We start from the raw sequence: 26,355 nt of genomic DNA, 5'->3' as shown, positions 1-26,355 counted from the left end.
GCAGCGAGTGACCGCGACTCGACGAGGTTGCTCAATGTGCATAAGCTGCCCGCCATGAATAGACGCCTCTACACCCTGTTGTTTTATCTCGTGCTGCCGCTGGTGGCTGGTCGTTTAGCATGGCGGGCGTGGCGAGCGCCGGCGTATGCTAAACGCATCGGCGAGCGCTTTTCGTTTGGTCTGCCGCCGCTTAAACCGGGCGGTATTTGGCTGCATGCGGTGTCGGTGGGCGAGAGCATCGCCGCTGCCCCGTTGGTGCGCGAGTTACTGGCGCGCTACCCGGATCTGCCGATCACCATGACCTGCATGACCCCCACCGGCTCGGAGCGTATTCAGGCCCTGTTTGGCGGCGCAGAGTATGCCGGTCGCGTGCAGCACTGCTACCTGCCGTATGACTTGCCGTGGGCGGCAGCGCGGTTTCTCAATCAGGTTCAGCCCACGCTGGCAGTGATCATGGAAACCGAATTGTGGCCCAACCATATTCACCAGTGCGCCCTGCGCGGTATTCCCGTGGCGCTGGCCAACGCGCGGTTGTCCGAGCGCTCGGCGCGTGGTTATGCGCGCTTTGCCAAACTGACCGCGCCGATGCTTGCCAAGCTGGATTTGATTGCTGCGCAGACGGCACTGGAGGCCGAGCGTTTTCGCCGCCTTGGCGCGCGTGCTGAGTGCGTTGAAGTCACCGGCTCGATCAAGTTCGATCTCACCATTGATCCGGCCTTGCCCACACGCGCCGCTGCTTCGCGTGAGCAATGGCAGGCTACGTCGCGCCCCGTCTGGATCGCCGCCAGCACCCATGCCGGTGAGGATGAAATCGTCCTCGCCGCGCACCGTCAGCTGCTCAAGCTGAGCCCTGATGCGCTGTTGATTCTGGTGCCGCGTCATCCTGAGCGTTTCAACGCGGTGTTTGAGCTGTGCCAGCGGCAAGGCTTTATCACTCAGCGTCGCTCCAGCGCAGAGCCAGTAAACGCGGCTGATCAAGTGCTGCTGGGCGACACCATGGGCGAGCTGCTGTTTCTCTACGCCTTGGCCGACAGCGCCTTTGTCGGCGGCAGCCTAGTGGCCAATGGCGGTCATAACTTGCTGGAGCCAGCAGCGCTGGGCAAGCCGGTGCTGAGCGGCCCGCACCTGTTTAACTTTCTGGAAATTGCCGCGCAACTGCGCAGCGCGGGTGCGTTGAGCGAAGTGACGGGGGTAGATGATTTAGCCCAGCAGGTGGCGCGGCTGTGGCGCGAACCTGAAACAGCAGAGGCCATGCGCGCGGCTGGGTTGGCCGTGATGCAGGCTAACCAAGGTGCGCTGGCACGGCTGCTGGCGGGGTTGGGACGGTTGCTCAGCTAACGGTTTAGGTTGGGCTGATGCTGGGGAATTAGTTGAGAAGTCAGTAGCGATGGCCCTATTTATTTCACTATTTCTAGGCCGTTCTAAGAAGCATAAAATCCCGTATTACCTGCACTGTCTTTCACACGGTATGCCATCCCTATCGCCGTCCAAGTTAGGGTTCCTGCATTGAGTCAACTGGTATCGCGCTTCAGCACAACTCATTTGGCCACACCATTTAAGCGTACTGCAGTCAAACCCGCCGCTTGAAGATTCGCTTTGAGAAAACGTTGTTTGCCGCACTGGCTTTGATGCAGGCGCTTTAACTGGTTGCCCAGAATGACGCCATTGCCACGGGGGAATTTGATCTGAGGCTGGCAGCGCCCAGATACCAAGCTGACGATTCTTAGCCTCGGCTTCTATGATTATCAGTGACTTGTCCTTTAGATGCTTCGGGTAAACCCAAGCCGCTCCTGAGCGGATTTGCTCAGCGTTAACGTCAACACCATCACCTCTTTTGACTCGTGCTACAGAGCGGCCATAGCTGTCTATTTCTTGAATATCCATGCTTACCATTTCACTGGATATGAGGTTGTATAAGGCCTGCTTGGAACGATCGCCATAAGCTTGATTCATTTCGGGCGCATCAATCTCGGCCAATCGTACTTTTACCTGTTCATTTTCATCGGTGAAGCACGTGAACGTATCGCCATCACTCACATCGATTACTTTGCAGTTACCCGCGAAAGTTATGGCGGGTACGAGGGTTAAGATTAAAAAAAGTGATCGATTCACGCAGCCTCCTTGCATTATTTTGATTGGGAAGTTTAAAGCTATACAGGTGGTCTAGTTTTTGCGCGCTGGGTAGGCAGCCTGAAACTAGTGGGTAACTAAATTTGGTTGTTCTGAACAATGCCTATCCAAGTTTGGACTCCCTGAACGATGAAACGCTGCCCGCCCTTATGGTCAACATCAATCCAATAAAAAGCCCGCTTAACTCAGCGGGCTTTTTTGTGTCGCGTGTCACTCAGTACTGCGGGCCATCGCGCAGTTGCGCTTCGGCGGCTTTGGCCAGGTCAGGCGGGAGGAAGTCTTCATCTGGGTTGTAATCGGATTTCAGGTACTGCTCCAGCGCTGCCAAGTCGTCCGGGTTTAGGGTGCCGGCTGCTTGCTTTAGGCGCAGGTTGTTGAGGATGTAGTCGTAGCGCGCGTTGTTGTAGTTGCGCACCGAGCTGTACAGCTGGCGCTGGGCGTCGAGCACGTCAACGATGTTACGCGTGCCGACTTGGTAGCCGATTTCAGTGGCTTCTAGGGCGCTCTGGTTAGAGATGATCGACTGCTTACGCGCCTGCACGGTTTCTACGTCGGTGTTGACTGCGCGGTGCAGGTTGCGAGTGTTTTGCACCACTTGACGGCGCAGGCTTTCCCGCAGTTGCTCGGTTTGGTTTAGGCGCTGGTAAGACTCGCGCACTTGCGAGCTGGTGAGGCCACCGCTGTACAGCGGGATATTCAGTTGCAGGCCGATGGAGCGTTGTTCTACGTCGCCACTGAATGACGGTTGGCCCAGGCCTCTGGAGCCTGAGTTGCTGAAGCCCAAGCTGTCGTTGTCGCCTTTTTGGAAGCTGGCGACTGCATCTAAGGTCGGCGCATGGCCAGATTTGCGTTGGCGCAAGGTTTCTTCGGCGGCTTCAACGGCGAAGTTGCTGGCTTGCAGGTTAAGGTTCTGCGCGGCGGCGGTGTCGACCCATGCTTTGGCGTCATTCGGCGTTGGCGCGAGGATCGGCAGGCTGTGCTCGATACCTTCAAGGGCGACGAAGTCACGGTTGGTCAGGGTGATCAAGGCCTGAAAGGCGTCTTCAACCTGGCGCTGGGCGATGATGCGATTGGCGCGGGCGGTGTCAAAACCGGCCTGGGCTTCCAGCACGTCGGTTTTATCCGACAGGCCAACATCGAAGCGCTCGTTGGCTTGGTCCAGTTGGCGCTTGAACGCGGCTTCTTCGGCCTTGGTCGAGGCCAAGTTGTCTTGGGCGCGCAGCACGGCAAAGTAACCTTCGGCACTTTGCAAAATCAGGTTCTGCTCGGTGGCGGACAGCTCCAGCGCCGCTTGTTCGTCGGCGGCTTGCGCGGCCTGCAGCTGGAACCAGCGATCAGCACGGAACAGCGGCTGGCTGAGGTTGGCTTGGTAGACCAGCCCGCTGCGCGAGCTGGTGTTAGCCGGCGAGTCAATTTGTGTGCGGGTGTCGCTGAGGTTGGCACCGGCGGAGAGGTTCGGCAGCAGGCCTGCTCGGGCCTGAGGCACCACTTCGCTGCGCGCTTGGTAGTCAGCGCGGGCGGCGGCGAGATCAGCGTTGTTGGCGGCGGCTTCTTGGTAAACCGTGACCAAGTCAGTTTTGGTGGACAGCGGGGCTTGTTCAGCCCAGGCCATTCCGTTCGACGCGGCGGCCACGGCGAGAGCCAGAGAGAGTCTGCGCAACATGAGGGTGATCCTGAGTTTGGCGGTAATCAGCAAGGCTAAGTGGCCGTGCCGGGTGGGTCAAGGCGGTTATGGTGAGCGGTCTGCGCGGCGGGTTCAATTAGGCAATTACAGCGCCTGTGTTCTGATGTTGGATTACTGCTGCTTGCCATCGTTTGCTATGACGCCCCGCAGTAGCCTGTCTCAGAGCCTTCGTGAGCCGAACGTGAGCTAAGTAACTCACCGAACAGGGCGCTAGTGTAGTGGGCAACGCCTTGCCTATGTTAGTTGGGTGCAACAATTCCGCTCGGTAACCCTCGGCGTCACGATGCGACGGATGGGTCATGCGCATGTGGCGCATAGGTTGGTTTTATGCTGCGGGGTTGATTAGACTGTCTCCGTTCTTGTCGGGGTGCCCTAATTGAGGGGCTGAGATTGGCTATTGCCGGATCCCGTTGAACCTGATCAGGTTAACGCCTGCGTAGGGAACAAGATGTGCTCGCCTTTCCCCTGGCGAGCCTCTGGCACCGCTCCAGGTGCGCCCAATGCTGCTAATTCCGCTCCAGGTTCGCTCCGACATCTAGCCCTGGAGAGCCGCCGATGAGCACACAAGAAAAAACCCCCAATCCGACCCTGAGTGAGTCTGCTCAAGTCGACCAGCAGTCGATCCAACCCTTTACCCGCTCGCAAAAAGTCTATGTGCAGGGTTCGCGCCCAGACATTCAAGTGCCGATGCGTGAAATTAGCTTGGACGTGACGCCCACCGATTTAGGGGGTGAGGTCAACGCGCCCGTTGTGGTCTACGACACGTCCGGCCCTTACACCGACCCGAACGTCATCATTGATGTGCGCAAAGGTCTGGCGGATGTGCGTTCGCCATGGATCGAGTCGCGTGGCGATACTGAGCGCCTGAGTGGCCTGAGTTCCAATTTTGGTCAGCAACGCCTGGCCGACGCCGAACTGACCAAGCTGCGTTTCGCCCACGTCAATAACCCGCGCCGGGCCAAGGCCGGGGCTAACGTCAGCCAGATGCACTACGCGCGACAAGGCATCATCACCGCCGAGATGGAATACGTCGCCATCCGCGAGAACATGAAGCTGGAAGTGGCCCGCGCCGCCGGCCTGCTCGAGCAGCAGCACGCCGGTCACAGCTTCGGCGCCAGTGTGCCGAAAGTGATTACCGCCGAATTTGTGCGTGACGAAATCGCCCGCGGCCGCGCCATCATCCCGGCCAACATCAACCACACCGAGTTGGAGCCGATGATCATCGGCCGTAACTTCCTGGTGAAGATCAACGGCAACATCGGCAACTCGGCGCTGGGTTCCTCTATTGAAGAAGAGGTGGCTAAGCTGACCTGGGGCATTCGCTGGGGTTCAGACACGGTGATGGACCTGTCCACCGGCAAACATATCCATGAAACCCGCGAGTGGATTATTCGTAACTCACCCGTACCCATCGGGACTGTGCCGATTTATCAGGCGTTGGAAAAAGTCGGCGGCGCCGCCGAAGAACTGACCTGGGAGTTGTTCCGCGACACCCTGATCGAACAGGCCGAGCAGGGCGTGGACTACTTCACCATCCACGCCGGCGTGCTTCTGCGTTATGTACCGATGACTGCCAAACGGGTCACCGGTATCGTTTCGCGCGGCGGTTCGATCATGGCCAAGTGGTGCCTTGCGCACCACAAAGAGAACTTCCTCTACACCCATTTCGAAGACATCTGCGAAATCATGAAGGCCTATGACGTCAGCTTCTCGCTGGGCGATGGCCTGCGTCCGGGTTCGATTGCCGACGCCAACGACGAAGCGCAGTTTGGTGAGCTGGAAACCCTTGGTGAGCTGACCAAAATCGCCTGGAAGCACGACGTTCAATGCATGATCGAAGGCCCCGGTCACGTGCCGATGCAGCTAATCAAAGAGAATATGGAAAAGCAGTTGGAATGCTGCGACGAGGCGCCGTTCTATACCCTCGGCCCGCTGACCACCGACATCGCCCCGGGCTACGACCACATCACCAGTGGCATCGGTGCGGCGATGATCGGCTGGTTCGGTTGCGCCATGCTCTGTTACGTAACGCCTAAGGAGCACCTAGGCCTGCCGAATAAGGATGACGTGAAGACCGGCATCATTACCTACAAAATCGCTGCCCATGCGGCTGACTTGGCCAAGGGTCATCCGGGCGCGCAGATTCGTGATAATGCCTTGAGCAAGGCGCGTTTTGAGTTCCGTTGGGAGGACCAGTTCAACCTTGGCCTCGACCCGGACACAGCGCGCAGTTACCACGACGAAACGCTGCCCAAAGACTCGGCCAAAGTGGCACACTTCTGTTCTATGTGCGGGCCGAAGTTCTGCTCGATGAAGATCACTCAAGAAGTTCGCGTCTATGCTGAAGAGCAGCGCATCGCCGCGCTTGATCTGGATGTCGAGCAGGGTATGCAGGCCAAAGCAGAGGAGTTTAAGGCGCAAGGGGCGCAGCTTTACCACAAGGTGTGAGGGCGCGATCTGCTGCGCCGCAGCCTTGTAAGGTTCTAGCGTGCCAGCTCGTAACCGCGCTCTAGGGCTTCTGTTATGTGTTATTGCATAGCAGTATGGCGGTAACCAGTACGGGCCTTCGGGCCCGTTTCTGCTAAATAAGAGGGCGTTATGCAACGAGAAGATGTCGAAGTGATCGAGCGTGAAACCTGCTTTAGCGGCTTCTACAAGCTTGATCGGCTGCGTTTGCGTCATCGCCAGTTTGCCGGCGGCATGGGACCTGCGCTGAGCCGCGAATTGTTCGTGCGCCACGACGCGGTGTGCGTGCTGCCCTATGATCCGCAGCGCGACTGCGTGGTGTTGATCGAGCAGTTCCGTATCGGTGCGTTGGATAAAAGCGCTAACCCTTGGCTGCTGGAGTTAGTGGCGGGTTTGATCGATAAAGATGAGCAACCAGAAGAGGTGGCCCGCCGCGAGGCGCTGGAAGAAGCCAATCTGGCGCTGACGTCGCTGTGGCCGATCACTCAGTACTACCCTTCGCCGGGCGGTTCGGACGAGCGCGTGCACCTTTATGTGGGGCGTTGTGACAGCAATGGTGCGGGTGGCGTGTATGGTTTGGCGGAGGAGGGCGAGGACATTCGCGTGCATGTTTGGCCGCTGGAAGATGCCTTGGCTGCGATCAAAGATGGCCGCATCGACAATGCCGCGAGCATCATTGCCTTGCAGTGGCTGGCGCTGAACCGCATTGAAGTGCGCGGGCTGTGGTCATGAGCCTGGTGCGCGAGCGCTACCGGGTTGACTTGGTCGAGCTGCAAGCCGCTTGCGAAGCCAACTATGCGCGCCTGATGCAGCTGTTGCCGGCGATGCGCGAGGGCCCGCAGGCGCACCAGCCAGCGCGCCGAGTGGCGCTGAGTTTGGGTGAGCATCCGCTCGGCGTGCTGGCGCTGGATGTGCTGGAAACCTGCCCCTACACCTCTACACTTTCGGTGCGCCAAGAGCACAGCCTGCCTTGGTTGCCGGTGCCGCAGATGGAGGTGCGCGTGTATCACGATGCGCGCATGGCGGAAGTTATCGGGGCGCAAAGTGCGCGGCGCTTCTATGGCCGCTACCCGTACCCGAATGCAGCGATGCATCAACCCGATGAAAAAACCCAGCTCAATTTGTTTCTCAGTGAATGGTTGAGCCATTGCTTGGCCCACGGCCACGAGCTGGCTCCCGTCCGTTAGGTTTACCGCTTTTTATCGATAACGTGGCGTCGGTGTGTTTTTCGCAAGCACATTGCTTCGCGGCTGACAGTGGATTTACAGCGGGCGTTCTGTGACCCACTGCCCTTTATCGGGTTTACCGCACGCAGGGCTAGCCAGCATAATTGGGGCATTCCGCTTAAGGAGAAGCTCTTGCCGGGCGCGTTGACTCAAACCACTGCTGTTGATGGCTCGGTGCTGCTGGTGCAGTTATCCGACAGCCACCTGTTTGCCGATGCGGCAGGCCGGCTCCTTGGCATGGATACTCAAGACAGCTTGCAGCGAGTGATTGAGCGCGCCTTGCAAGAGCAGCCGCAGATTGACCTGATGCTGGCCAGTGGCGACCTCTCGCAAGACGGCAGCGCCGAGTCTTATCAGCACTTTCGTGACTTAACCAGCGTGATCCCTGCACCGGCACGCTGGTTTCCCGGCAATCATGACGAAGTGCCAGCCATGCAGGCGGCGTGCGCCGGTACTGATCTGCTTGATCCGGTGATTGACCTGGGCAGCTGGCGGTTAACCCTGCTCGACTCCTCTATCCCGGGTGCTGTGCCGGGTTATCTCAGTGATGAACAACTGACGCTGCTTGAGCGTTCGCTCAGCGAGGCGCCGGATCGCCATCACTTGGTGTGCCTGCATCACCATCCGGTCTCGATCGGTTGCAAGTGGATGGAGCCCATCGGCCTGCGTAACGGCGATGCGTTGTTTGCCGTGCTGGAGCGCTTTAGCCAGGTGCGGGCCGTATTGTGGGGGCATATTCACCAAGAGATCGACCAGCAGCGCGGGCCGATTCGCCTGTTGGCGTCGCCCTCGACCTGCGTGCAGTTTGCGCCGGGCAGTGAGGAGTTTCAGGTCGATAAAAGCGCGCCGGGTTACCGGTGGCTGCGTTTGTTTGCCGATGGCCGGCTGGAAACGGGTGTGTCGCGGGTGACCGGCATCACATTCGAAATCGATTACACCATCAAAGGCTATTAAGCCGCTGCCCGCACGACCGGCTAAGCGGTTGCAGCCGGTCGCCGCAACCGGTTAGCCTCGCGTCCATGACCGCATCTATTCTTTATCTTCACGGGCTTAACAGCTCCCCTGCCTCGCTCAAAGCCAGCCAGTTGCAAAGCGCCATGGCGCAGCTGGGCTTGGCCGGGCAACTGCGGGTACCCGCACTTCATCACCATCCGCGCGTGGCGATTGCCCAACTTGAGACGCTGATTGCCGAGCTGAATCGCCCTGAGCGGGGTCGCCTCGTGCTGGTTGGCAGCTCGTTGGGCGGCTACTATGCGACCTTTCTTGCCGAACGCCATGGCTTGCCGGCCGTATTGATCAACCCCGCCGTTCGCCCACACCTGCGCTTTGATGGCTATCTGGGCCCGCAAAAGAACCATTACAACGATGAGACTTGGGAGCTAACCGCCGACCATGTGGCGGCGCTGGCCGAGTTGGACGTGGCAGTGCTGCATGACCCTGCGCGCTATCAGGTATGGTTGCAAACCGGTGATGAAACCCTTGATTACCGTGACGCCCAAGCCTATTACCGAGCCTGCGCGCTGCGTATTCAAGCCGGCGGTGATCATGGTTTTCAAGGTTTTGCCGCGCGCCTGCCGATGCTGTTCGCTTTCGCCGGTATTCCTCGCCATCTGTGGCAGGATATCGACTTTCCCTCTGTCAATTGACCCACAAGAGACCCCATGGCCCAGCAAGGTTCTAGCTCCTACAACGCCGATGCCATCGAAGTCCTTTCTGGCCTCGATCCGGTGCGCAAACGCCCGGGCATGTACACCGATACCAGCCGGCCCAACCACTTAGCCCAGGAAGTCATCGACAACAGCGTCGACGAAGCGCTGGCCGGGCACGCTAAATCGATTCAGGTGATCCTGCATGAGGACAACTCCCTGGAAGTGCTCGACGACGGTCGCGGCATGCCAGTGGACATTCACCCGGAAGAGGGCGTGTCCGGGGTCGAGTTGATCCTCACCAAGCTGCACGCTGGCGGTAAATTCAGTAACAAGAACTATCAGTTCTCCGGCGGCCTGCACGGCGTGGGGATCTCGGTGGTTAACGCCTTATCGACCAGCGTGATCGTCACGGTCAAGCGCGACGGCAATGAGTACCAGATGAGTTTTGCCGATGGTTACAAGGCCAGCGATCTGGCGGTAATCGGTACGGTGGGCAAGCGTAATACCGGTACCAGCGTACATTTTTGGCCGGATGCCAACTATTTCGACGCATTCAAGTTCTCGGTCAGCCGCCTCAAGCACGTACTCAAAGCTAAAGCCGTGCTCTGCCCCGGCCTCGCTGTCAGCTTCGAAGATAAGGCCAGTGGCGAGAAAGTTGAATGGATGTACGAAGACGGTCTGCGTTCTTATTTAGTGGATGCGGTCAGTGAATTTGAGCGGCTACCCACTGAGCCGTTCTGCGGCAGCTTGTCCGGCAATAAAGAAGCGGTGGATTGGGCGTTGCTGTGGCTGCCGGAAGGCGGCGATTCGGTGCAGGAAAGTTACGTCAACCTGATCCCCACGGCTCAAGGCGGCACCCATGTCAACGGGCTGCGTCAGAGTTTGCTGGATGCCATGCGCGAGTTTTGCGAGTTCCGTAGCCTGCTGCCGCGCGGGGTCAAGCTGGCGCCGGAAGACATCTGGGAGCGCATCGCTTTTGTACTGTCGATGAAGATGCAAGACGCGCAGTTCTCCGGGCAAACCAAAGAGCGCTTGTCGTCCCGTGAGGCTTCAGCGTTTGTCTCCGGAGTCGTGAAAGATGCCTTCAGCCTGTGGCTTAACGGTCACCCGGAACTCGGTCAGCAGCTGGCTGAACTCGCCATCAGTAATGCCAACCGCCGCCTCAAAGCCAGCAAGAAGGTTGAGCGCAAACGCATCACCCAAGGCCCGGCGCTGCCCGGCAAGCTGGCTGATTGCGCCGGGCAAGATCCGATGCGCTCGGAGCTGTTTCTGGTGGAAGGTGATTCTGCTGGCGGCTCGGCTAAGCAAGCCCGCGATAAAGAATTCCAGGCGATCTTGCCGCTGCGCGGGAAAATTCTGAACACGTGGGAAGTCGATGGCAGCGAAGTGCTGGCCAGCCAGGAAGTGCATAACATCGCCGTGGCCATCGGTGTCGATCCAGGTTCGGCAGATCTGGGCGAGCTGCGTTACGGCAAGATTTGCATCCTCGCCGATGCGGACTCCGACGGCTTGCACATCGCCACCTTGATCTGCGCCCTGTTCGTTCGCCACTTTCGGCCCCTCGTGGATGCCGGTCACGTCTACGTGGCCATGCCGCCGCTGTACCGCATCGACTTGGGTAAAGAGATTTTTTATGCGCTCGACAACGCCGAACGCGACGGCATTCTCGACCGTTTAGTGGCTGAAAAGCGCCGCGGCAAGCCGCAGGTCACCCGCTTTAAAGGCTTGGGTGAAATGAACCCGCCGCAGCTGCGTGAAACCACCATGGACCCGAATACCCGGCGTCTGGTGCAGCTGACCTTGGAAGATTACCCAGGGACTCAGGAAATGATGGACATGCTGCTGGCGAAAAAACGCGCCGGTGACCGTAAATCCTGGCTGGAGTCCAAGGGTAACTTGGCTGAGGCAATGCTCTGATGCCGAGACTGTTAGCCATCTGGCTGCTGCTCTGCTGGCCGTTAGTGGCCAGTGCAGCGGCACTGCAAGAGCTAAAGCTGCTGAACGAGCAACCGGTTAACGGCGTCAGTGGCGGCAACCTGTCGGGGCTGGCGTGGTGCGACGGTGCGTTGTGGGCGGTTTCTGATCGCGATGATCAGCAGTTGTATCGCCTGCAGTCGGATCAATCGCAGTGGCACGCCACGGCCGAGGCCTTTCTCGCACCGCCCGCGCCGGACACCCGTTTACCGTGGGGCTTGCGCATGCGCAGTTGGGCCGCGGGCTTGGTGCGCGGCGGTGAGCTGGACTTCGAGGGCCTAAGCTGCGACGCCGCCGGTAATCGTTATTTAGTCAGTGAGGCCCGTGCGGCAGTGCTGCAGGTGCCGGTGATCGGCGAGCCTAAATGGCTGGCCCTGCCTCAAGGCGTGGTGCGCCAAGCGCGTGCCAGCGGTATGTTGCTGCATTACAACTCGCTGTTTGAAGGCATCGCGGTTGATCCTGCGGGCGAGCGCCTGTACCTCGCGGCCGAGCGCATGCGCCGTGGCCTGTTGGTGGTCCACAAGTCGCGGGCTACATGGCGCTGCACCGGCGGCTGCGTGCTGTTCAGCGAGGCGGGCAACGAGTCGGGTCCCGAGCAGATGGGGACCAAAGAGCAGCCTCGGGATTTTTCCGGGTTGGCTTTTTTTAATGAAAAACTCTTCACTCTTGAGCGGCAAGCACACCGGATTTGTCGGCGCAGCCTGAGTAATGCTCAGGTCGAGCGTTGCTGGTCGTTCGCCGCTGCGGCGCTAACCCCAGAGCGGCGTTACCCGCCTGCGTATGGCTTGGCTGAGGCGCTGTGGGTGGATCAAGACGGTGCATGGATCGGTGTCGATAATGGTCGCTTCAGCCGCGCAGACGGTGAGTCGCGCCCGATTATTTGGCGTTTTGCCGCGCCCAAAGGCGGTTGGGGTGCAACGTTATGAGCGCGCAACCGGTCGGTAAACGGGCGGGCCGGATGATGCTGGTGCTGACGTGGGGCGCGGCTTTACTGCTGGCGACTAAGTTTTTTGGCGACTGGGAAGAGGCTCAGCGCAACCCTAACCAGGCGCCTGAATCACTGCACAGCAGCGGCTACGTTGATGTACACCTGGCCAGCAGCCGTCAGGGCCATTACATGGCGGATGGCACGATCAATGGCGAGGCGGTGACCTTTCTCCTCGACACCGGCGCGACCCAAGTGGCGGTGCCGACCAGCGTGGCGCAGCGGCTGGGGTTGCAAGCGGGTGCGGCCATCACCATCAGCACGGCTAACGGTCGCGCCACGGCGCACCGCACCCGCCTGCAGCGTTTGCAGTTGGGCGATATCGTCCTCACTGACGTCGACGCTCTGATTGCCTCGGGCATGGGCGGCGATGACGTATTGCTCGGCATGAGCGCCCTGAAACAACTCGAATTTACCCAGCGCGACGGCACCTTGATGCTGCGCCAAACCACTTCGCAGCAACCTATTTCGCAGCCATCCACTGTGCTGCAATCCACTTCGCAATGAGGCACGCATGAGCGACTCCCTCGATTTGAGCCTGGACGGTGTTGAACGCCGTTCCCTTGCCGACTTTACCGAGCAGGCTTACCTCAATTATTCCATGTACGTGATCATGGACCGCGCGCTGCCGCATATCGGCGACGGGCTTAAGCCCGTGCAGCGGCGCATCATCTATGCCATGAGCGAGCTGGGGCTGGACGCGGATTCCAAGCACAAAAAATCGGCGCGTACCGTCGGCGACGTGCTCGGTAAGTTCCACCCGCACGGCGACAGCGCCTGCTATGAAGCCATGGTGTTGATGGCTCAGCCGTTCAGCTACCGCTACACCTTGGTTGATGGCCAGGGCAACTGGGGTGCGCCGGATGACCCCAAGTCCTTCGCCGCCATGCGCTACACCGAGGCGCGCTTGTCGCGGTACGCCGAAGTGCTGCTCACCGAGCTGGGCCAGGGCACCGTGGATTGGGTGCTGAACTTCGACGGCACGATGAATGAGCCCGCGACTCTGCCAGCGCGGCTGCCGAATTTGCTGCTTAACGGCACCACCGGCATCGCCGTGGGCATGGCCACCGACGTGCCGCCGCATAACTTGCGCGAAGTGGCGACGGCCTGCATTCGCCTGCTGGATGAGCCGAATGCCACGGTTGAGCAGTTGTGTGAGCATATTCTCGGACCGGATTATCCGACCGAGGCAGAGATCATTACCCCGCGCGCGGACCTGCTGAAAATCTATGAGACCGGCAAAGGCTCGGTGCGTATGCGCGCCGTGTACCGCGTCGAAGATGGCGATGTGGTGGTCACTGCGCTGCCGCATCAGGTGTCTGGGGCCAAGGTGCTGGAGCAGATCGCTGCGCAGATGCAGGCCAAAAAGTTGCCGATGGTCGCTGATCTGCGCGACGAATCGGACCACGAGCACCCGTGCCGCATCGTCATTATTCCGCGCTCTAACCGCGTGGATGCGGATGAGCTGATGCAGCACCTGTTTGCTACCACTGAGCTTGAGTCTAGCTACCGGGTTAACACTAACGTGATTGGCCTGGACGGCAAACCGTCGGTGAAAAATCTGCGTACGCTGCTCACCGAGTGGCTGGTGTACCGGGTCAATACGGTGCGTCGCCGCCTGCAGTTCCGTCTGGATAAAGTCGAGCGGCGTCTGCACCTGTTGGAAGGCTTGCTCGTCGCGTTCCTTAATTTGGATGAAGTGATCCACATCATCCGCACCGAGGATCAGCCCAAGCCCGTGCTGATGGCGCGTTTCGGCCTTGATGATATACAAGCCGATTACATTCTCGACACGCGCCTGCGCCAGCTCGCACGTCTTGAAGAAATGAAAATCCGCGGTGAGCAAGACGAGCTGGCCAAGGAGCGCGACAAACTGCAGGCCCTGCTCGGCAGCGAAACCAAGCTGAAGAAACTGGTCCGCAAAGAGCTGGTCGATGACGCCGAAAAGTACGGCGACGATCGTCGTTCGCCCATCGTGGCCCGCGTCGAGGCTAAGGCCTTGAGCGAAAACGAGTTGATGCCCACCGAGCCAGTCACCGTGGTGATCTCGGAAAAAGGCTGGGTGCGCTGCGGCAAGGGTCATGATATCGACGCCACAGGCTTGTCATACAAAGCCGGTGATGGCTTTAAGACATCCGCGCCAGGGCGCTCCAATCAGTTTGCGGTGTTTATTGACTCAACCGGGCGCAGCTACTCGTTAGCGGCGCATACCCTGCCCTCGGCCCGCGGCCAGGGCGAGCCACTGACCGGGCGTTTGACCCCGCCGCCCGGCGCAACCTTCGAGTGTGTGCTGTTGCCGGATGACAGTGCGCTGTATGTGATTGCCTCCGATGCCGGCTACGGCTTTGTGGTCAAAGGCGAAGACTTGCAAGCCAAGAACAAGGCCGGCAAGGCGCTGCTCAGCTTGCCGGCTGGTGCGCGGGTGGTGCCGCCAAAACCGCTGGCTAACCGTGAAGAGGATTGGCTGGCGGCCGTGACCACCGAGGGCCGTCTGCTGCTATTTAAGGTCGCTGACCTACCGCAACTGGGCAAAGGCAAAGGTAATAAGATCATCGGCATTCCGGCTGAGCGCGTCGCCCTGCGTGAGGAATACCTCACTGACCTCGCGGTATTACCCGTCGGCGCGACCTTGGTGTTGCAAGCGGGTAAGCGCACCCTGTCGCTCAAAGCGGATGACCTGGAGCACTACAAGGGCGAGCGCGGACGACGTGGTAATAAGCTGCCGCGTGGCTTCCAGCGCGTCGACAGCCTATTAGTCGAGGTTCAGGGTTAAGCGCGAGCGCTAACCCTGGCGGCGCTGGAGTCGCGTGCGGCTTTCAAGGATGATACGCGACTGCCAAGGCGGGTCGGCTAAACGATCCGCTCGCACCCTATTTATTAAGGCACGCCGCTGGGCTTGCCGGTTGGATGATTAAGATGACCCCACTGCGGTTCCCTGCGATCTTGCTGCTGGCAGGCCTATTTGGCCTGACGGGTTGCATGCGCTACCAACCAGCACCGTTCTACCAGCTTGATAGTGGCGATATCGGTGTGCCTCAAGCTGAGCAAGGCATTGCCGTGCTGCTTGGGCCGGTAGCGATTGCTGATTACCTGCAACGTGAGGCGCTGTTGCAGCGCCAAGCCGATGGCAGCCTGACTGCCGCCGCCGACGCGCGCTGGGCCGGCAGCCTGGCGGCTGATATTGATCAGCAGTTGCTGCGTCAGTTAGCGGCGCGCTTAGACAGTCAGCGCCTGGTGTTAGCGCCGGCCACCGCCGGCTTTGTGCCGCAGGTGCGCATAGGTGTGTCGATTACCCGTTTGGATTCAGGCCCGCAGCGCCCGGCTGTGCTTGAGGCACAGTGGCGTCTGGCGGGTGTCGACGGCACGTTACTTGATGGGCGCTTGATCCGTCTTGAGGCGGCTCATAGCGGCAGCATTGTTGACCAGGTACGGGCGCAGAGTGTGCTGGTACAACAACTGGTCGAGCAGTTAGCTGTGGCTGTCGAAACACAGGCCACGCCTGAGCCGCCAGCACCGGTGCGTAAACCTGCGCCGGCAAAACCAGCACCTCCCTCTGCGCCGCGCATTCCGGTGGTGGAGCCGCTGCGCAGCGAAGGCGAGGTCTTCCGCTTTTAGCGACACGCCCAGCGCGGCGACTGGATTTATCTGCGGTTGCAAGAGGTGCGTGCCCCCTGCCTGTATGCAAGAGGTAGCTGATTGCATCCAGTCAGTTAAACGCTGTTGTTCAGGTCTGGTTGCTTTCGAGCATGTGCGCCATCTGCCGCTCCAGCAGCGATGGGTATGGTTCCAGTAGGCGCTCTACGCAGCAGGCCCCCTGCGGGCTGGCAATTGCACGAATACGTGCGCGTTGGCTGACCAAGGCATCGTCGGCAATGCTGCGTTCGACCAGCAGCAGGTTGCGGCTGTGCTGGGAGAGCGCTAAGGCATTTTGCGCTGTCTCACTCAGCAGCAGGTCGCCTTGGCTGAGATCGCTGAGGTTTTCGCCCTGGGTCAGGCCCAGTTGCAGCTGTAAGGTAATGCCGCTGTCTGCCACTTCAATTTGCAGGGCATGGCCGAGGGCGCGCATCAGTTCACCGCAGCAAATCGCGTGGGTCAGGTAGTCCTCGCCACAATCAAGCTGGTGGAACAGCATCAAGCTGCTGCCATCACTGAGGGTATGCAGCTCGCCCTCATACAAGCTGGCGGCCCGGTCCAGGCAGTCGCGGTAGCGTTGCAGTAACTCCATCAAGCGGCTACGCGGCAGGCGACGCAACTGCTCTTGGGCGCCCAATTGAATGGCCAGTACGGCACTGGGTTGTGGCTGTTGCGGTGCTATGGAAACTGCAGCCGGTTCAGCGCTGTCCCGTAGTTCGGAAAAGGGATCATCTACGTCGCGGTCGTCATAGCGCGCAGTACCGTTCTGCCTCGGTTCGATTGAGTCGTCTGGCTCATCGTCCTGTTCATCGTGCCAATCACTCACGTTGAAGTTCGGTTCATTATCGAACGACTCATCGAGGTAAGCGTGCGCGCCTTGCGTGTCCGCTTCGTCGTCGTAGAAAGCCGATTGTTGCGGCTGCGCCGGCGACTCTGGCACCAACCTGGCTTGCAACTGGCGCGCTAGATCGCCAATTTCATCTTGGCGGCCGGCACCTGGGGCGGGATCATCCGGGTCGCGCAGCCACACGCGTAGTTGCAGCAGCGGGGTGGAGATATGCCGGCCCAAGCGCATGCTCAGCGACAGGGTCAGGGCCAACAAAATCAAGCTGAGAATACCCATGCTTTGCAGGCTGATGGTCATTGGCTGCTGGAATTGCTGCATGTCCAGGCTGATGCGCAGCTGCCCGGCGATCACTTCTTGGAAGGTGATCGGTGTGGAATACAGCCCTTCGGTTTCACCGAGCATGCTCTGGCTTGGACGTGAGCCGGCCTCGGCGAGGATGCGGTTGTCCACGCTGTAGATGGCCGCATGGGCCACCAGTGGGTTTTTCACCAGGTTATTGAGCAGCACGTTGAGGCTGAGAATATCGTTAGACACCAGCAGCTCGGTTGCCGAGGTCGCGGTTTGGGTGATCAGGCTGGTGCCCAAGGCTTCGGCCTGCTGCTGCATGGCATGCTTGAATTGCATACCAATCACCCAGCCGTAAATCACCAGCGCCAGGGCGACCAGCAGCAGGCTATGGCTGACGATGCGCAGCGCCAGCGGGATGCGTTTTTGCCGCAGCGCCTGGAACAGCAACAAGAAGAAATTATCGGGCTTTACGGGGGCGGGCCGGTTCACAGAGCTCCGCTCATGTTGACTGTAGGTGGCGCGCAGTATAACGGCGGCTCCGCAGTGGGCAAAGCGCCGTGCGTGGCTGTTTGCCGCTGAAAATGAGTAGAATGTGCGCCTATGCACGGCCTGTGATCTGTTTAGCGGGCCGCCGTCCCTGACGCTGCACCGGAGAACGAGTTTTGCGCGAAATCGTCCTGATCAATATCACCGGCGAAGACCGTCCCGGTTTGACCGCTGCCATCACCGGCGTCTTGGCCCAAGGCGGGGTGAGCATCCTCGACATTGGCCAGGCGGTGATCCACGACACCCTGTCGTTCGGCATTCTGGTCGAAATTCCTGACACCGAACGCGCCTCATCGGTGCTTAAAGACATCCTTTTTACCGCCTACAAGCTCGATCAGCAGGTACGTTTCACGCCCGTCTCCGAGGCGGATTACCAACAGTGGGTCAGCGGTCAGGGCAAAGCTCGGCATATCGTGACCTTGCTCACGCGTAAGGTCACGGCTGAGCAATTGCAGCGTGTCAGTGCGATTACCGCGCGTTATGCGCTGAATATCGACCATATTGATCGTCTTTCCGGGCGTATGCCGCTGGATATGCCGGCTGAACAAGGCAAGGGCTGCATCGAATTTTCGGTGCGTGGGGAGCCTGCTGATCCAGCAGCCCTGCGTGCTGAGTTTCTCAATGTAGCGCAGGAGCTAAATGTCGACATTGCCTTCCAGCGCGACTCGCTTTATCGGCGTAACCGCCGCTTAGCGGTGTTCGACATGGACTCGACGCTGATCGAGGCCGAGGTGATCGATGAGCTGGCTAAAGCGGCTGGCGTGGGTAAAAAGGTCGCGCAAATTACCGAGCGTGCCATGCGCGGCGAACTGGATTTTGCCGCCAGTTTCCGTGAGCGCTTGGCATTGCTTAAAGGCTTACCGGAAACAGTGCTGGCCGATATCGGCGCTTCGCTGCGCCTGACTGAAGGCGCTGAAACGCTGTTTAGTGAACTGCATCGTCTGGGCTATAAAACTGCGATCCTGTCCGGTGGCTTTACCTACTTTGCTAAGCAGTTGCAGGCTAAGTTAGGCATCGACTATGTGTTCGCCAACGAGCTGCAGATTGTCGATGGCCTGGTCACCGGCGTTGCGGTCGAGCCGATTGTCGATGCGCAACGCAAAGCTGATCTGCTGCGCGAACTGGCCGCCAAGGAAGGGCTGCGATTGGAGCAAACAATTGCCGTGGGCGATGGCGCCAATGACTTGCCGATGCTGGCGATTGCCGGCTTGGGCGTGGCCTTCCGCGCTAAACCGCTGGTTAAGCAGTCGGCCAAACAGGCGATTTCGACCCTCGGGCTGGATGGCATCCTGTATTTACTCGGCTTCCGTGATCGCGACGGGTTGGAGTAAACCCCAGGCCAAGAAAAGCCGCCCTCGGGCGGCTTTTTTGTTTGCGCCGGGTTATTCGTCGTCGGCGGCGAAGTCGTAGTCCATCGACTGGCTCGGGCCTTGTAAGTAATGGCCCTGGATGTAATTGACCCCGGCCTGCCACAGCGTCGCCAATACGCTGGCACTCTCGACAAAGGGCACGATAGTCAGTTTGGCCTGAGCATGCAGGCTGGCCAGTAAGGTTTTTAACGCCTCTTGATTCTCTGCGCTGCTCAGGTCATTGGAGAATGAGCTGTCTACTTTGACGAAGTCGATGTGCAGATGCTTAAGGGTATTGAATGGATTAAGTGAGCAGCCGAACTGGATCAGTGCGGTCTTGCAGTGCAATTCGTTGAGGCCTTGGGTCATGGCCTTGACCTGTTTCAGGTAGGCAATGGCATCCGGCTCGCTGAACTGGAACACCAGTGAATCAGACGGCATGCGAGCCGCCTTCAAGGCGACACTGAGCCAGGGCAGCAGGGTTGGGTCTTGCAAGCTGGCGCTAGACAGGTGCACAAACAGGCGCGTGGTATGGCCTTTGCTGCGGTGGTCGGCGAGCAGTTTGATTGAGTTGAGAATCACCCAGCGATCAATTTTTTCGGCAAGGCCAGCCTCTTTGGCCGCACTGAACAGCTCTTTCGGCGGGATTTCCTCGCCCTGCGGGTTGATCAGGCGCAACAGTGCTTCGTAGTGTTCAAAGTTGTCGCCGCGCAGGCTGATGATCGGCTGGAACAGCAGGCGGAAGCTGTTCTTCTCCAGGGCTTGCTGCACCATGGCGACCACATTGCCACGGCTCGCGGCGGCAGCCAGTTCGTCTGCCGGGTTATACACTTTGATCGCGTTACCTTCGCTTAGCTCATCAGCGCAGCGGTGGGCGCGGTCAACAACTTCCTGAGCTTTAGCGGTTTTCTCATTGACCCCGGCGACACCAATCGACAAGGTGCTCTGTACGGTGCGGCCGCTGACGTCGAACAGATGGCCTTCGACTTTTTTCAATAAGCTGTTGAGATGCTCGCGCGTGCTCTCAGGGCTGGTGCCGGGCTGCAATACAGCAAACACATCATCACCAAAACGCGCTAACTGGGCGTCGGCGCTGAAATGGCCACGCAGCAAGTCAGCCAGGTCGGTAAGCAGGATATCGATGTCGGCCAAACCGATGTCGGCAAGCAGGCTGGCATAGCGATCTACGCGGATATACGCCAATGTGGACGGTTGGCCGAGATTTACCGCGCGCACGGCGGCGTTATCCATCAGCTCAAGGAAATGCGTGCGGTTAAACAGACCGGTGACCAGGTCCTGGCTGCTGATTTCCCGCAGTTTTTCTTCCAATTCGGCATTGCCGGTTTCGGCGCGAATGACCACTTGGATGCACGGTTCGCCATCATAAGTGGCAGGCGAGAAGCTCATCTGCGCAGGGAAACTCTGGCCGTTGGCTTTCATGCCACTGCATTTCAGTTCGGCATGCCCTTCGGTGCTGTGATAGGTCTTTAGGAAGTCTTTGAAGCCAGCTTGGTCGCTGCTGCTGATCAGGTCGATCATCGGCATGCCTTCCAGTTCGTCTGCATCTAAATAGGCGAACAGCTCAAGGTAGGCGCGGTTAGCGTAGATGTGCATGCCGTCGTGCACATAGGTGATGGCATCGACGGAGCTGTCGAGCAGCAGCTGACAGCGTTTTTCGATTTCGCGCAGGGCCACTTCCGAGGCGCGGCGTGCGCGGCGCTCTTCTAGGTTGGCCAACTCGCGCTTGGCCACCAGCACTAAACGCTCATCTTCGCCTTGCGGCAATGCATCTTGGGCGCCGAGCATCAGGGCTTCGGTGACGCTGTCAGAGTCATTGTCGGCGAGCAGTTGGATGACCGGAATATCTTTGGCTTGGCGGCGGATCGCGCCAATCGCCTCGCTCGGTGTCAGTTGTTCGCTGCTCGGGGCGCAGATCAGTAAGTCCCAGCTTTGCTGCAAGACCTCATTAAGGTCATCGCTGGAACTTAAGCGATGCACGCGGGTGGCCCGTCCGGCATTACGGAACAGACTAACCAATCGCTCGGCCTCGTTTTGCGAGTCTTCGAGTATCAGTAGCCGAATGGTTTTTTTTTCAATGGCCATAGTCTGCTATCAAGTCTGCGCCGAACGGGCGCGAAGGGGCGACAAAAGAGGGTGCGTCGGCAATCTACAGCGACTTCCAGAGTGAGTCAAAGTCTTCCGCCCCGCCTGGCGCGCGGCTTTTCGGCGCTGTGACGGGTTTCCCTTGCTCGTTGTTTGTCTGTTCGACGCCACGGTATTCAAACTGATTAAAGCTACCGGTCGTAGTTTGTCGGCGGCTGAGCACCGCGCGATGTTCGCTGCCATTTAAGTTGATGCTGACTTTATTGCCTTCTTGAAAGGGCAGGCGTGCGGTGATCAGGCTAGCGGGTCGCGAGATGGCACTGATTTCCGGCAGCAGCAGCGCGCGTAAGTATTGGCTGCTCTGCTCGGCTTTGCGCACCAGTTGCAAGCCGCAGGCTTGGGCATGCGGGGCGATTAATTCGATACCCATTTGCGTACCGCCACCGCGCACCTGGCGAATCCAGCGCACCACCGCAACACTCCAGCCCTGCTGCGGCAAGCCTTGTACGCCGAGCAGTTCGCCGGCCTGGAGTTGGCTGGGCACATCCTTCGGCCATGACAGGCAATAGCCGCCAGGGCTGATGTTGACAATGGCCACTTCAAATACGGGGTAGCTGTCCGCGCTGTTGTGTGCCGCGCTATCGGCGTTTGTTTCTAGTTTGTTGTATTGGATTTCTTCGAAGGGCAGGCCGTTTTCCCACAGGTTGGTTTTTTGTGCATCGAAAGCGTTTGACCAGACATCCTGCGGGCCTGTGTCAGCCTTAAATACTGCCGCATTGGTAGTCACGGGTACCTGCAGCACCTCATTAAATGGGCGTTTACCGGCCAGGTAAAAATGCAGCGCACTCATGCCAATGCACAAGGTCAGTGCGCCTTGCCCTTGGCTGCGCTGGAAGGTCCGCTCAGCGATATCCCCCCAAGCGGCGGCCAGATGCTGCAGCATGTCGTGGCTGAACCCTTCGGGGACGGTTAGGCGCGACCTGGCCGCGTCTTCGGCTGGCAGCAGCAGATGCTCTTTGATGGCGTCTACTAGCTGGCTGGGATCGATCCCTACCGCGTTGTGCAGTTGGTTGTGCTGAAACAGCGAGATATAACGCGGCGGACCATCCACCTGCGGGGCAATTGCGAACAGGCTTGAGGGCTCATTGCCAGCCTGCAAGGTCACCAGGTTGCTCCACGGTTCGAGCACTTCAGCGAGGCGAGCAATAGCGCTTTGGCGCATCTGGTTGCAGCGTGCGCAGCCAAGCAGCAGGGCGACCAAGTAGCTTTGCTCAGTACTCAGACCCTGGGTATGCATGGCTTGGCTGTCGCGCACCATGGTTTTGTGCAGGTCACGCGCTAAAGCGATTTGGTACAGCTGGTGCAGCTCAAGCCAAAGCCCTTCAGGAACCGGACAGTACAGCTGGCTGGCGCGAATCAGTGGGCCGCACAGGCTGTGCGTAGCGCGCTGCAAGGCGACGGCCAGCAACTGCTGGCGTTCCCGGCCGGGCTGGCCGGCCAAGCGTGCGACGATTAGTTTGTAACCGACGGCAAGATGGTTTTGCAGGGCTTGGCAGAGGTTAGCAACCTTACGCGGCCGTTCATCCAAGACAATGGCTTGATTAAGAAAGTGCTTTTCCAGCTGCTTGCACACGAAATAGATTTCTGGGCGCAGAATTTCCAGCAGTTGCAGGCGGTTTTCTGAAGGCGTTAACAGTTGGTTGAGCTCAACCAGGGCTTGGTAAAGCTGGCGCGCGGTTTCACCAATATTGGCTTTGGGCAGGTCGTCAGCCCACTTTTTCAGGTCACGAGGGCTGGCTTCGCAGAATGACAGGCTTTGCTTGTCCGGCGTTGAGACACGCAGCAGCAAGTGAGAACTCTGTTTATCCATCTAAATCGAATACTCCAGCACACAGGTAAGGCAAATGAGTCTCGGCAATATGTTTCGACTCTAGCAGCATCTCGCGTGCCTCGCAGCCCAGACCTTGGCTGCATGGCTACGCTGGCGCACTGGGCTTAACAGCTGGAAGTCATTGTTGTGACTGGTTTTCGTGAGTCAGGTTCAAGTTGCTCAGTTAGGTCGGCACTGCCCGTGTGACGTGGCAGTGCCCAATTGGCCGTTTAGCTGCGTGGTGAGGCGAGGCGTTGGCCCATCTGTACCGGACTGTTAGCAGCGAACTCTTCGTCCCACTGCACTTGCTCCGGGCCAAACAGTACGATGGCTGTTGAGCCCAGCTTGAAGCGACCGAGCTCGGCCCCTTTTTCGAGATGGATGGGCGCGCGTGCTGCTTCATCATACTTAAAGGTTTTTAGTTGCCGCTTGGGTGGCGTTACCAAACCGGCCCAAACGGTCTCAATCGATGCCACGATCATCGCGCCAACCAGTACCACGGCCATCGGTCCACGTTCAGTATCAAACAGGCAGACCACGCGTTCATTGCGGGCAAACAATTCCGGCACATTCTGCGCAGTGGTTTGGTTGACGGAGAAGAGCCGGCCCGGCACATAGACCATCTCTGTCAGGGTGCCAGCCAGCGGCATGTGCACGCGGTGGTAATCCTTGGGCGACAGGTAAATGGTTGCGAAATCACCGCCCATAAAAGCAGCAGCGCGCTGGCTGTCGCCGCCTAGCAGTTCAATCGTGCTGAAGCTGTGACCTTTGGCTTGAAAGATCCGGCCTTGTTCGATTTTGCCGAGCTGGCTGACTGCGCCGTCAGCCGGGCAAAGTACTGCACCCGGTGAGCTGTTGAGCGGGCGGACATCGGCTTTGAGGGCGCGGGTGAAGAAATCATTGAAGTGGGCAAAGGCGCTGAGGTCTTCAGTCTGGGCCTCGCTCATGTTGACGCCATATTGCTTGGCGAACCAACCGATCAGGCGGTTTTTAAACCAGCCAGCGCGGCACTCGGCAGCGCAGCCGATCAAACGGGAGAGCAGGTGATGCGGCAACAGGTATTGGCTGAGGATAAACAGGCGGTCTTTCATGGGCATTCCTTAACGTAATGAGTGGTCTGGCGAGCGCTTAGCGCTCAACCGGGGTATCTGGGTGGTTGCCCCACTCGCCCCAAGAGCCGGCGTAAGCTTTGACCCTTGGATAGCCAAGGATCTTGGCGGCCAAGTAGGTGAAGCCGGAGCGGTGGTGGGTCTGGCAGTGGGTAATGATTTCCTTGTCGGCGCTGATGCCGAGTGTATTCAGCTGCGCCTGCAGGTCTTGGCGGATGCGTAAGGCGCGCGCTGGGTCCATGCCGACCGTCCACTCAAAATTGATCGCGCCGGGAATATGCCCGGCTTTTTGCGCCAAGGCCTTCTCGCCGCTGTATTCGCTCGGCGAGCGCGCATCCCAGATGGCGAGGTCGGCTGCGCCAAGACGGCTTTGCAGGTACTCGCGAGTAGCGGTGGGCGCGGCATCAATACTTAAGTGCACGGCTTGCGAACTGGCAGAGGGCACGGCGGTGCTCAGCTCACGGTTTTCCGCCTGCCAAGCCAGGACGCCGCCATCAAGGTAGTGATAGTGCCGATGGCCGATCACATCCAGCAGCCAAATAAACCGTCCGGCCCAGCCGCCACCTTCATCGTCATACACCACATAAACAGCGTTTGGGTGGTGCCCAAGATCGCTAAACAGCTGCTCCAGTTGTTCAAGGCTCGGCAACAGCCCGGGTGCGGGTGGCAGGCCCAGCTGGGTGCGCTTGGGGTCGACAAAATGCGCGCCGGGGATATGCCCAGCGCTGTAGCGTGCTTGGCTGGTCAAATCGAGCAAAATCAGCTCAGGTGCTTGCAGGCGACTGGCCAGCTGGGCAGGCTCGATCAGTAAGGGCAACTCAGCGAAAGCGCTCATGCCGCGTCTCTGTTGATTGGGTGAGCGCCGATTGTAGCGGAAAGCCTAGCGCGCGCGGTTAGCAAAGCTGGCCAGCGCGCGCTCAATGCATTGCACGGTTTTGCCAAAGCCCTGCACGCCGGCATCGCTCAGAGCCATGCCGCCTTGGTCGGTGAAAATCAGCATGACTACACGGTTGTTGCTGGCAATTGAGCGAATCATCAGGTGTTCACTGGGGAACAGGCTCTTAAGCGCGCCGGGCAACAGGGCTGAAAACTGCGCCATATTGGCTGGGCTTAACCTGAGCTGCGCTGGCGCACTGAGCAGGCGACGCAGCACCTGGCTTTGCTGTGGGTCGAGACTGAGGCTGGCGGCTGCTTTATCCAGGCCACTGTATTGTTGGGTGACCAGGCGCGTGTGGTTGCGGTCCGCCAGTAAGATCAGCACACGCTGCATGCCACAGGCCTGGATGGCTTGGTTGGCGCAGGCGGTGAGTTGCAGCACGTTGGTGAAGGCACTGGGTTGTGCCAGTAAGTGCGCGCATTGCTGGCGCCACTCGCTGACGACAGGGGCCTTCGGCGGCTCCACTGCGGTTTTCAGGTGCCGCGCCTGCCATGGCCAGATCAAAGCTTCGGCGGGGTGCCAGAGGCTGCTGTCTGGCTGTTGGCGGGCACTGTTAACAGCGTTCTGGTGCAGTAACTGCTGCACCTGATCGAGTGGCAGTTGCAGGAATAAACCGATCAGGCGCTGCCAGCGCAGGCTATGCCGGCTGTTCCAGGCGTAGTGCGCGGTAATCGCTAAGCCGTTTGCCAGCAAAATCGTGTTGGCTGGCTGGGTCAACCAGCGCCGCAGCTCAGTGTCGGCGTCCAAGTATTGTTGCTGGTGCAGCGGATGTTCATTGTCGCGAGCAATGTGCAGCGCTTTGACCAGCAGGCGCCGATCATTGACCAGCAGGCGATAGCCCTGAGTTACCCACTCAGGCAACCGCCACTGCTCGCTGAGGGCTAGACACAGTGTCAACAACGGCACGCCCAATAACTCGCGCTCGACCTTGGCTGCCGCTTCACCCTTGACCAATACCCGCTGCTCCCATGCCTCGAACAGCTCAGGATGGGCCGCGAGCAGGGCCCAGATCGGTGCTAGGAATAGTTGGCTGCCCCAGTGCACTTCCTGCCACAAACGGGCTAAGCGACCTCCGAACAGGCCATTGGCTTGGTGGCTGGCATGCTGGCTGATCAGTTGGATTTGTCGCAGTGCCTCAGGCAGTTCTTGCTCGGGCAGGGCAGGCATGCGGTTGAGCAGCGCTTCAGTGCGTTTGATGCCGATGCGGCTGATGGCGGCTTCGAGGTTTTCGGTTTGTTCGCTGAGGCCACTGCTCTTGTGATTGGCTTCACGCAGCACGCTAAGAGCAAGGGCTGGGCAACCTCGCATCAACTCTGCCAGCTCGCGCATCGAGCGATTGCTGTCCGCCAGGGCGTGCCGCAGCTTTTGCAGGCTGTCGAGTGAGGCAGGCAATAGCTGGTTGTCTAGCTGCTTGAGCCAGGCACTCAGGGTACGCGGATAGGGAATGGGCTTTTGCATGCGGGTTGAGACAAGCTGGCTTTTGACCTTAACTGGCTATAGTCTCGCGCAAAACTCCCGATAAATAGAAGGGTTGTTTTGCGCAACACCTTTTTACCCTC

At 59.2% G+C, this 26,355-nt stretch carries 20 protein-coding genes and 1 riboswitch; of the genes, 12 read left to right on the top strand and 8 right to left on the bottom strand.

The features are described from left to right. Positions 1 to 54: 54 nt before the first annotated feature. Positions 55 to 1,338 carry a lipid IV(A) 3-deoxy-D-manno-octulosonic acid transferase gene (waaA, locus tag WF513_RS15255; protein WP_339080251.1) on the top strand — a complete coding sequence of 428 codons (1,284 nt, stop codon included), beginning with the start codon at positions 55 to 57 and terminating at the stop codon, positions 1,336 to 1,338. A gap of 105 nt (positions 1,339 to 1,443) precedes the next feature. Here the strand turns inward: waaA and WF513_RS15250 are convergent, their stop codons facing one another. Both WF513_RS15250 and WF513_RS15245 read right to left on the bottom strand, forming a co-directional pair. After that, positions 1,444 to 2,112: a thermonuclease family protein gene (locus tag WF513_RS15250; RefSeq protein WP_339080250.1), complete on the bottom strand. Its 669-nt coding sequence runs from the start codon at positions 2,110 to 2,112 to the stop codon at positions 1,444 to 1,446. 232 nt (positions 2,113 to 2,344) lie between these two features. After that, positions 2,345 to 3,793, bottom strand: a complete 1,449-nt coding sequence (locus WF513_RS15245) for a TolC family outer membrane protein (RefSeq protein WP_339080249.1) — start codon at positions 3,791 to 3,793, stop codon at positions 2,345 to 2,347. A 374-nt stretch (positions 3,794 to 4,167) separates the two neighbouring features. Next, a riboswitch (TPP riboswitch) is annotated at positions 4,168 to 4,274 on the top strand. 95 nt (positions 4,275 to 4,369) lie between these two features. On the opposite strand from WF513_RS15245, the gene thiC reads away from it, so the two are divergent. The 10 genes from thiC to WF513_RS15195 all read left to right on the top strand — a co-directional run bounded on the left by thiC (position 4,370) and on the right by WF513_RS15195 (position 15,729). Beyond that, a complete protein-coding gene (gene thiC, locus WF513_RS15240) occupies positions 4,370 to 6,262 on the top strand; it encodes a phosphomethylpyrimidine synthase ThiC (protein WP_339080248.1) in 1,893 nt (630 codons plus the stop codon). Positions 6,263 to 6,412: 150 nt separating this feature from the next. Then, entirely contained in the window at positions 6,413 to 7,012 is a 600-nt protein-coding gene (locus WF513_RS15235) for an NUDIX domain-containing protein (protein ID WP_339080247.1), read from the top strand. After that, positions 7,003 to 7,467: a DUF1249 domain-containing protein gene (locus tag WF513_RS15230; protein ID WP_339080245.1), complete on the top strand. Its 465-nt coding sequence runs from the start codon at positions 7,003 to 7,005 to the stop codon at positions 7,465 to 7,467. Before WF513_RS15235 ends, WF513_RS15230 begins: the two co-directional genes overlap by 10 nt. 171 nt (positions 7,468 to 7,638) lie before the next feature. After that, a complete protein-coding gene (gene cpdA / locus WF513_RS15225; RefSeq protein ID WP_339080244.1) occupies positions 7,639 to 8,460 on the top strand; it encodes a 3',5'-cyclic-AMP phosphodiesterase in 822 nt (273 codons plus the stop codon). A 65-nt stretch (positions 8,461 to 8,525) separates the two neighbouring features. Next, the gene (locus tag WF513_RS15220) at positions 8,526 to 9,152 is read left to right on the top strand and encodes a YqiA/YcfP family alpha/beta fold hydrolase (RefSeq protein WP_339080243.1); all 627 of its coding nucleotides are present in this window, start codon (positions 8,526 to 8,528) and stop codon (positions 9,150 to 9,152) included. Positions 9,153 to 9,167: 15 nt separating this feature from the next. Continuing rightward, positions 9,168 to 11,072: a DNA topoisomerase IV subunit B gene (gene parE / locus WF513_RS15215; protein ID WP_339080241.1), complete on the top strand. Its 1,905-nt coding sequence runs from the start codon at positions 9,168 to 9,170 to the stop codon at positions 11,070 to 11,072. Further along, positions 11,069 to 12,055, top strand: coding sequence for an esterase-like activity of phytase family protein (locus tag WF513_RS15210; protein ID WP_339083611.1), 987 nt, complete (start codon positions 11,069 to 11,071; stop codon positions 12,053 to 12,055). Before parE ends, WF513_RS15210 begins: the two co-directional genes overlap by 4 nt. After that, positions 12,052 to 12,621 (top strand): TIGR02281 family clan AA aspartic protease, encoded by a 570-nt coding sequence (locus tag WF513_RS15205; protein WP_339080240.1) that lies wholly within the window; start codon positions 12,052 to 12,054, stop codon positions 12,619 to 12,621. The genes WF513_RS15210 and WF513_RS15205 overlap by 4 nt, the downstream gene beginning before the upstream one ends. A gap of 7 nt (positions 12,622 to 12,628) precedes the next feature. Then, a complete protein-coding gene (parC, locus tag WF513_RS15200; RefSeq protein ID WP_339080238.1) occupies positions 12,629 to 14,887 on the top strand; it encodes a DNA topoisomerase IV subunit A in 2,259 nt (752 codons plus the stop codon). Positions 14,888 to 15,030: 143 nt separating this feature from the next. Further along, the gene (locus WF513_RS15195; protein ID WP_339080237.1) at positions 15,031 to 15,729 is read left to right on the top strand and encodes an ABC-type transport auxiliary lipoprotein family protein; all 699 of its coding nucleotides are present in this window, start codon (positions 15,031 to 15,033) and stop codon (positions 15,727 to 15,729) included. A gap of 109 nt (positions 15,730 to 15,838) precedes the next feature. Here WF513_RS15195 and WF513_RS15190 read toward each other — a convergent pair whose 3' ends face one another. After that, on the bottom strand, positions 15,839 to 17,371 hold the full coding sequence (locus WF513_RS15190) for an AhpA/YtjB family protein (RefSeq protein ID WP_339080236.1): 1,533 nt from the start codon (positions 17,369 to 17,371) through the stop codon (positions 15,839 to 15,841). 173 nt (positions 17,372 to 17,544) lie between these two features. On the opposite strand from WF513_RS15190, the gene serB reads away from it, so the two are divergent. Further along, positions 17,545 to 18,759, top strand: a complete 1,215-nt coding sequence (gene serB / locus WF513_RS15185) for a phosphoserine phosphatase SerB (RefSeq protein WP_339080235.1) — start codon at positions 17,545 to 17,547, stop codon at positions 18,757 to 18,759. Positions 18,760 to 18,810: 51 nt separating this feature from the next. On the opposite strand, the gene WF513_RS15180 is transcribed toward serB, so the two are convergent. From WF513_RS15180 to WF513_RS15160, 5 genes are all read right to left on the bottom strand, one after another. Beyond that, positions 18,811 to 20,880 carry an EAL domain-containing protein gene (locus WF513_RS15180; protein ID WP_339080234.1) on the bottom strand — a complete coding sequence of 690 codons (2,070 nt, stop codon included), beginning with the start codon at positions 20,878 to 20,880 and terminating at the stop codon, positions 18,811 to 18,813. A gap of 64 nt (positions 20,881 to 20,944) precedes the next feature. Continuing rightward, on the bottom strand, positions 20,945 to 22,750 hold the full coding sequence (locus WF513_RS15175; protein ID WP_339080233.1) for a molecular chaperone: 1,806 nt from the start codon (positions 22,748 to 22,750) through the stop codon (positions 20,945 to 20,947). Positions 22,751 to 22,980: 230 nt separating this feature from the next. Then, positions 22,981 to 23,847 carry an archaetidylserine decarboxylase gene (gene asd, locus WF513_RS15170; RefSeq protein WP_339080232.1) on the bottom strand — a complete coding sequence of 289 codons (867 nt, stop codon included), beginning with the start codon at positions 23,845 to 23,847 and terminating at the stop codon, positions 22,981 to 22,983. A gap of 31 nt (positions 23,848 to 23,878) precedes the next feature. Further along, positions 23,879 to 24,694 carry a rhodanese-like domain-containing protein gene (locus WF513_RS15165; protein ID WP_339080231.1) on the bottom strand — a complete coding sequence of 272 codons (816 nt, stop codon included), beginning with the start codon at positions 24,692 to 24,694 and terminating at the stop codon, positions 23,879 to 23,881. A 45-nt stretch (positions 24,695 to 24,739) separates the two neighbouring features. After that, positions 24,740 to 26,254, bottom strand: a complete 1,515-nt coding sequence (locus WF513_RS15160) for an HDOD domain-containing protein (protein WP_339080230.1) — start codon at positions 26,252 to 26,254, stop codon at positions 24,740 to 24,742. Positions 26,255 to 26,355 lie beyond the last annotated feature (101 nt).

Source organism: Pseudomonas sp. TMP9 (genome assembly GCF_037943105.1).
GTDB lineage: Bacteria > Pseudomonadota > Gammaproteobacteria > Pseudomonadales > Pseudomonadaceae > Aquipseudomonas.
The sequence above is the reverse complement of the archived record's forward strand: the minus strand, read 5'-3'. Positions and strand labels throughout refer to the sequence as shown.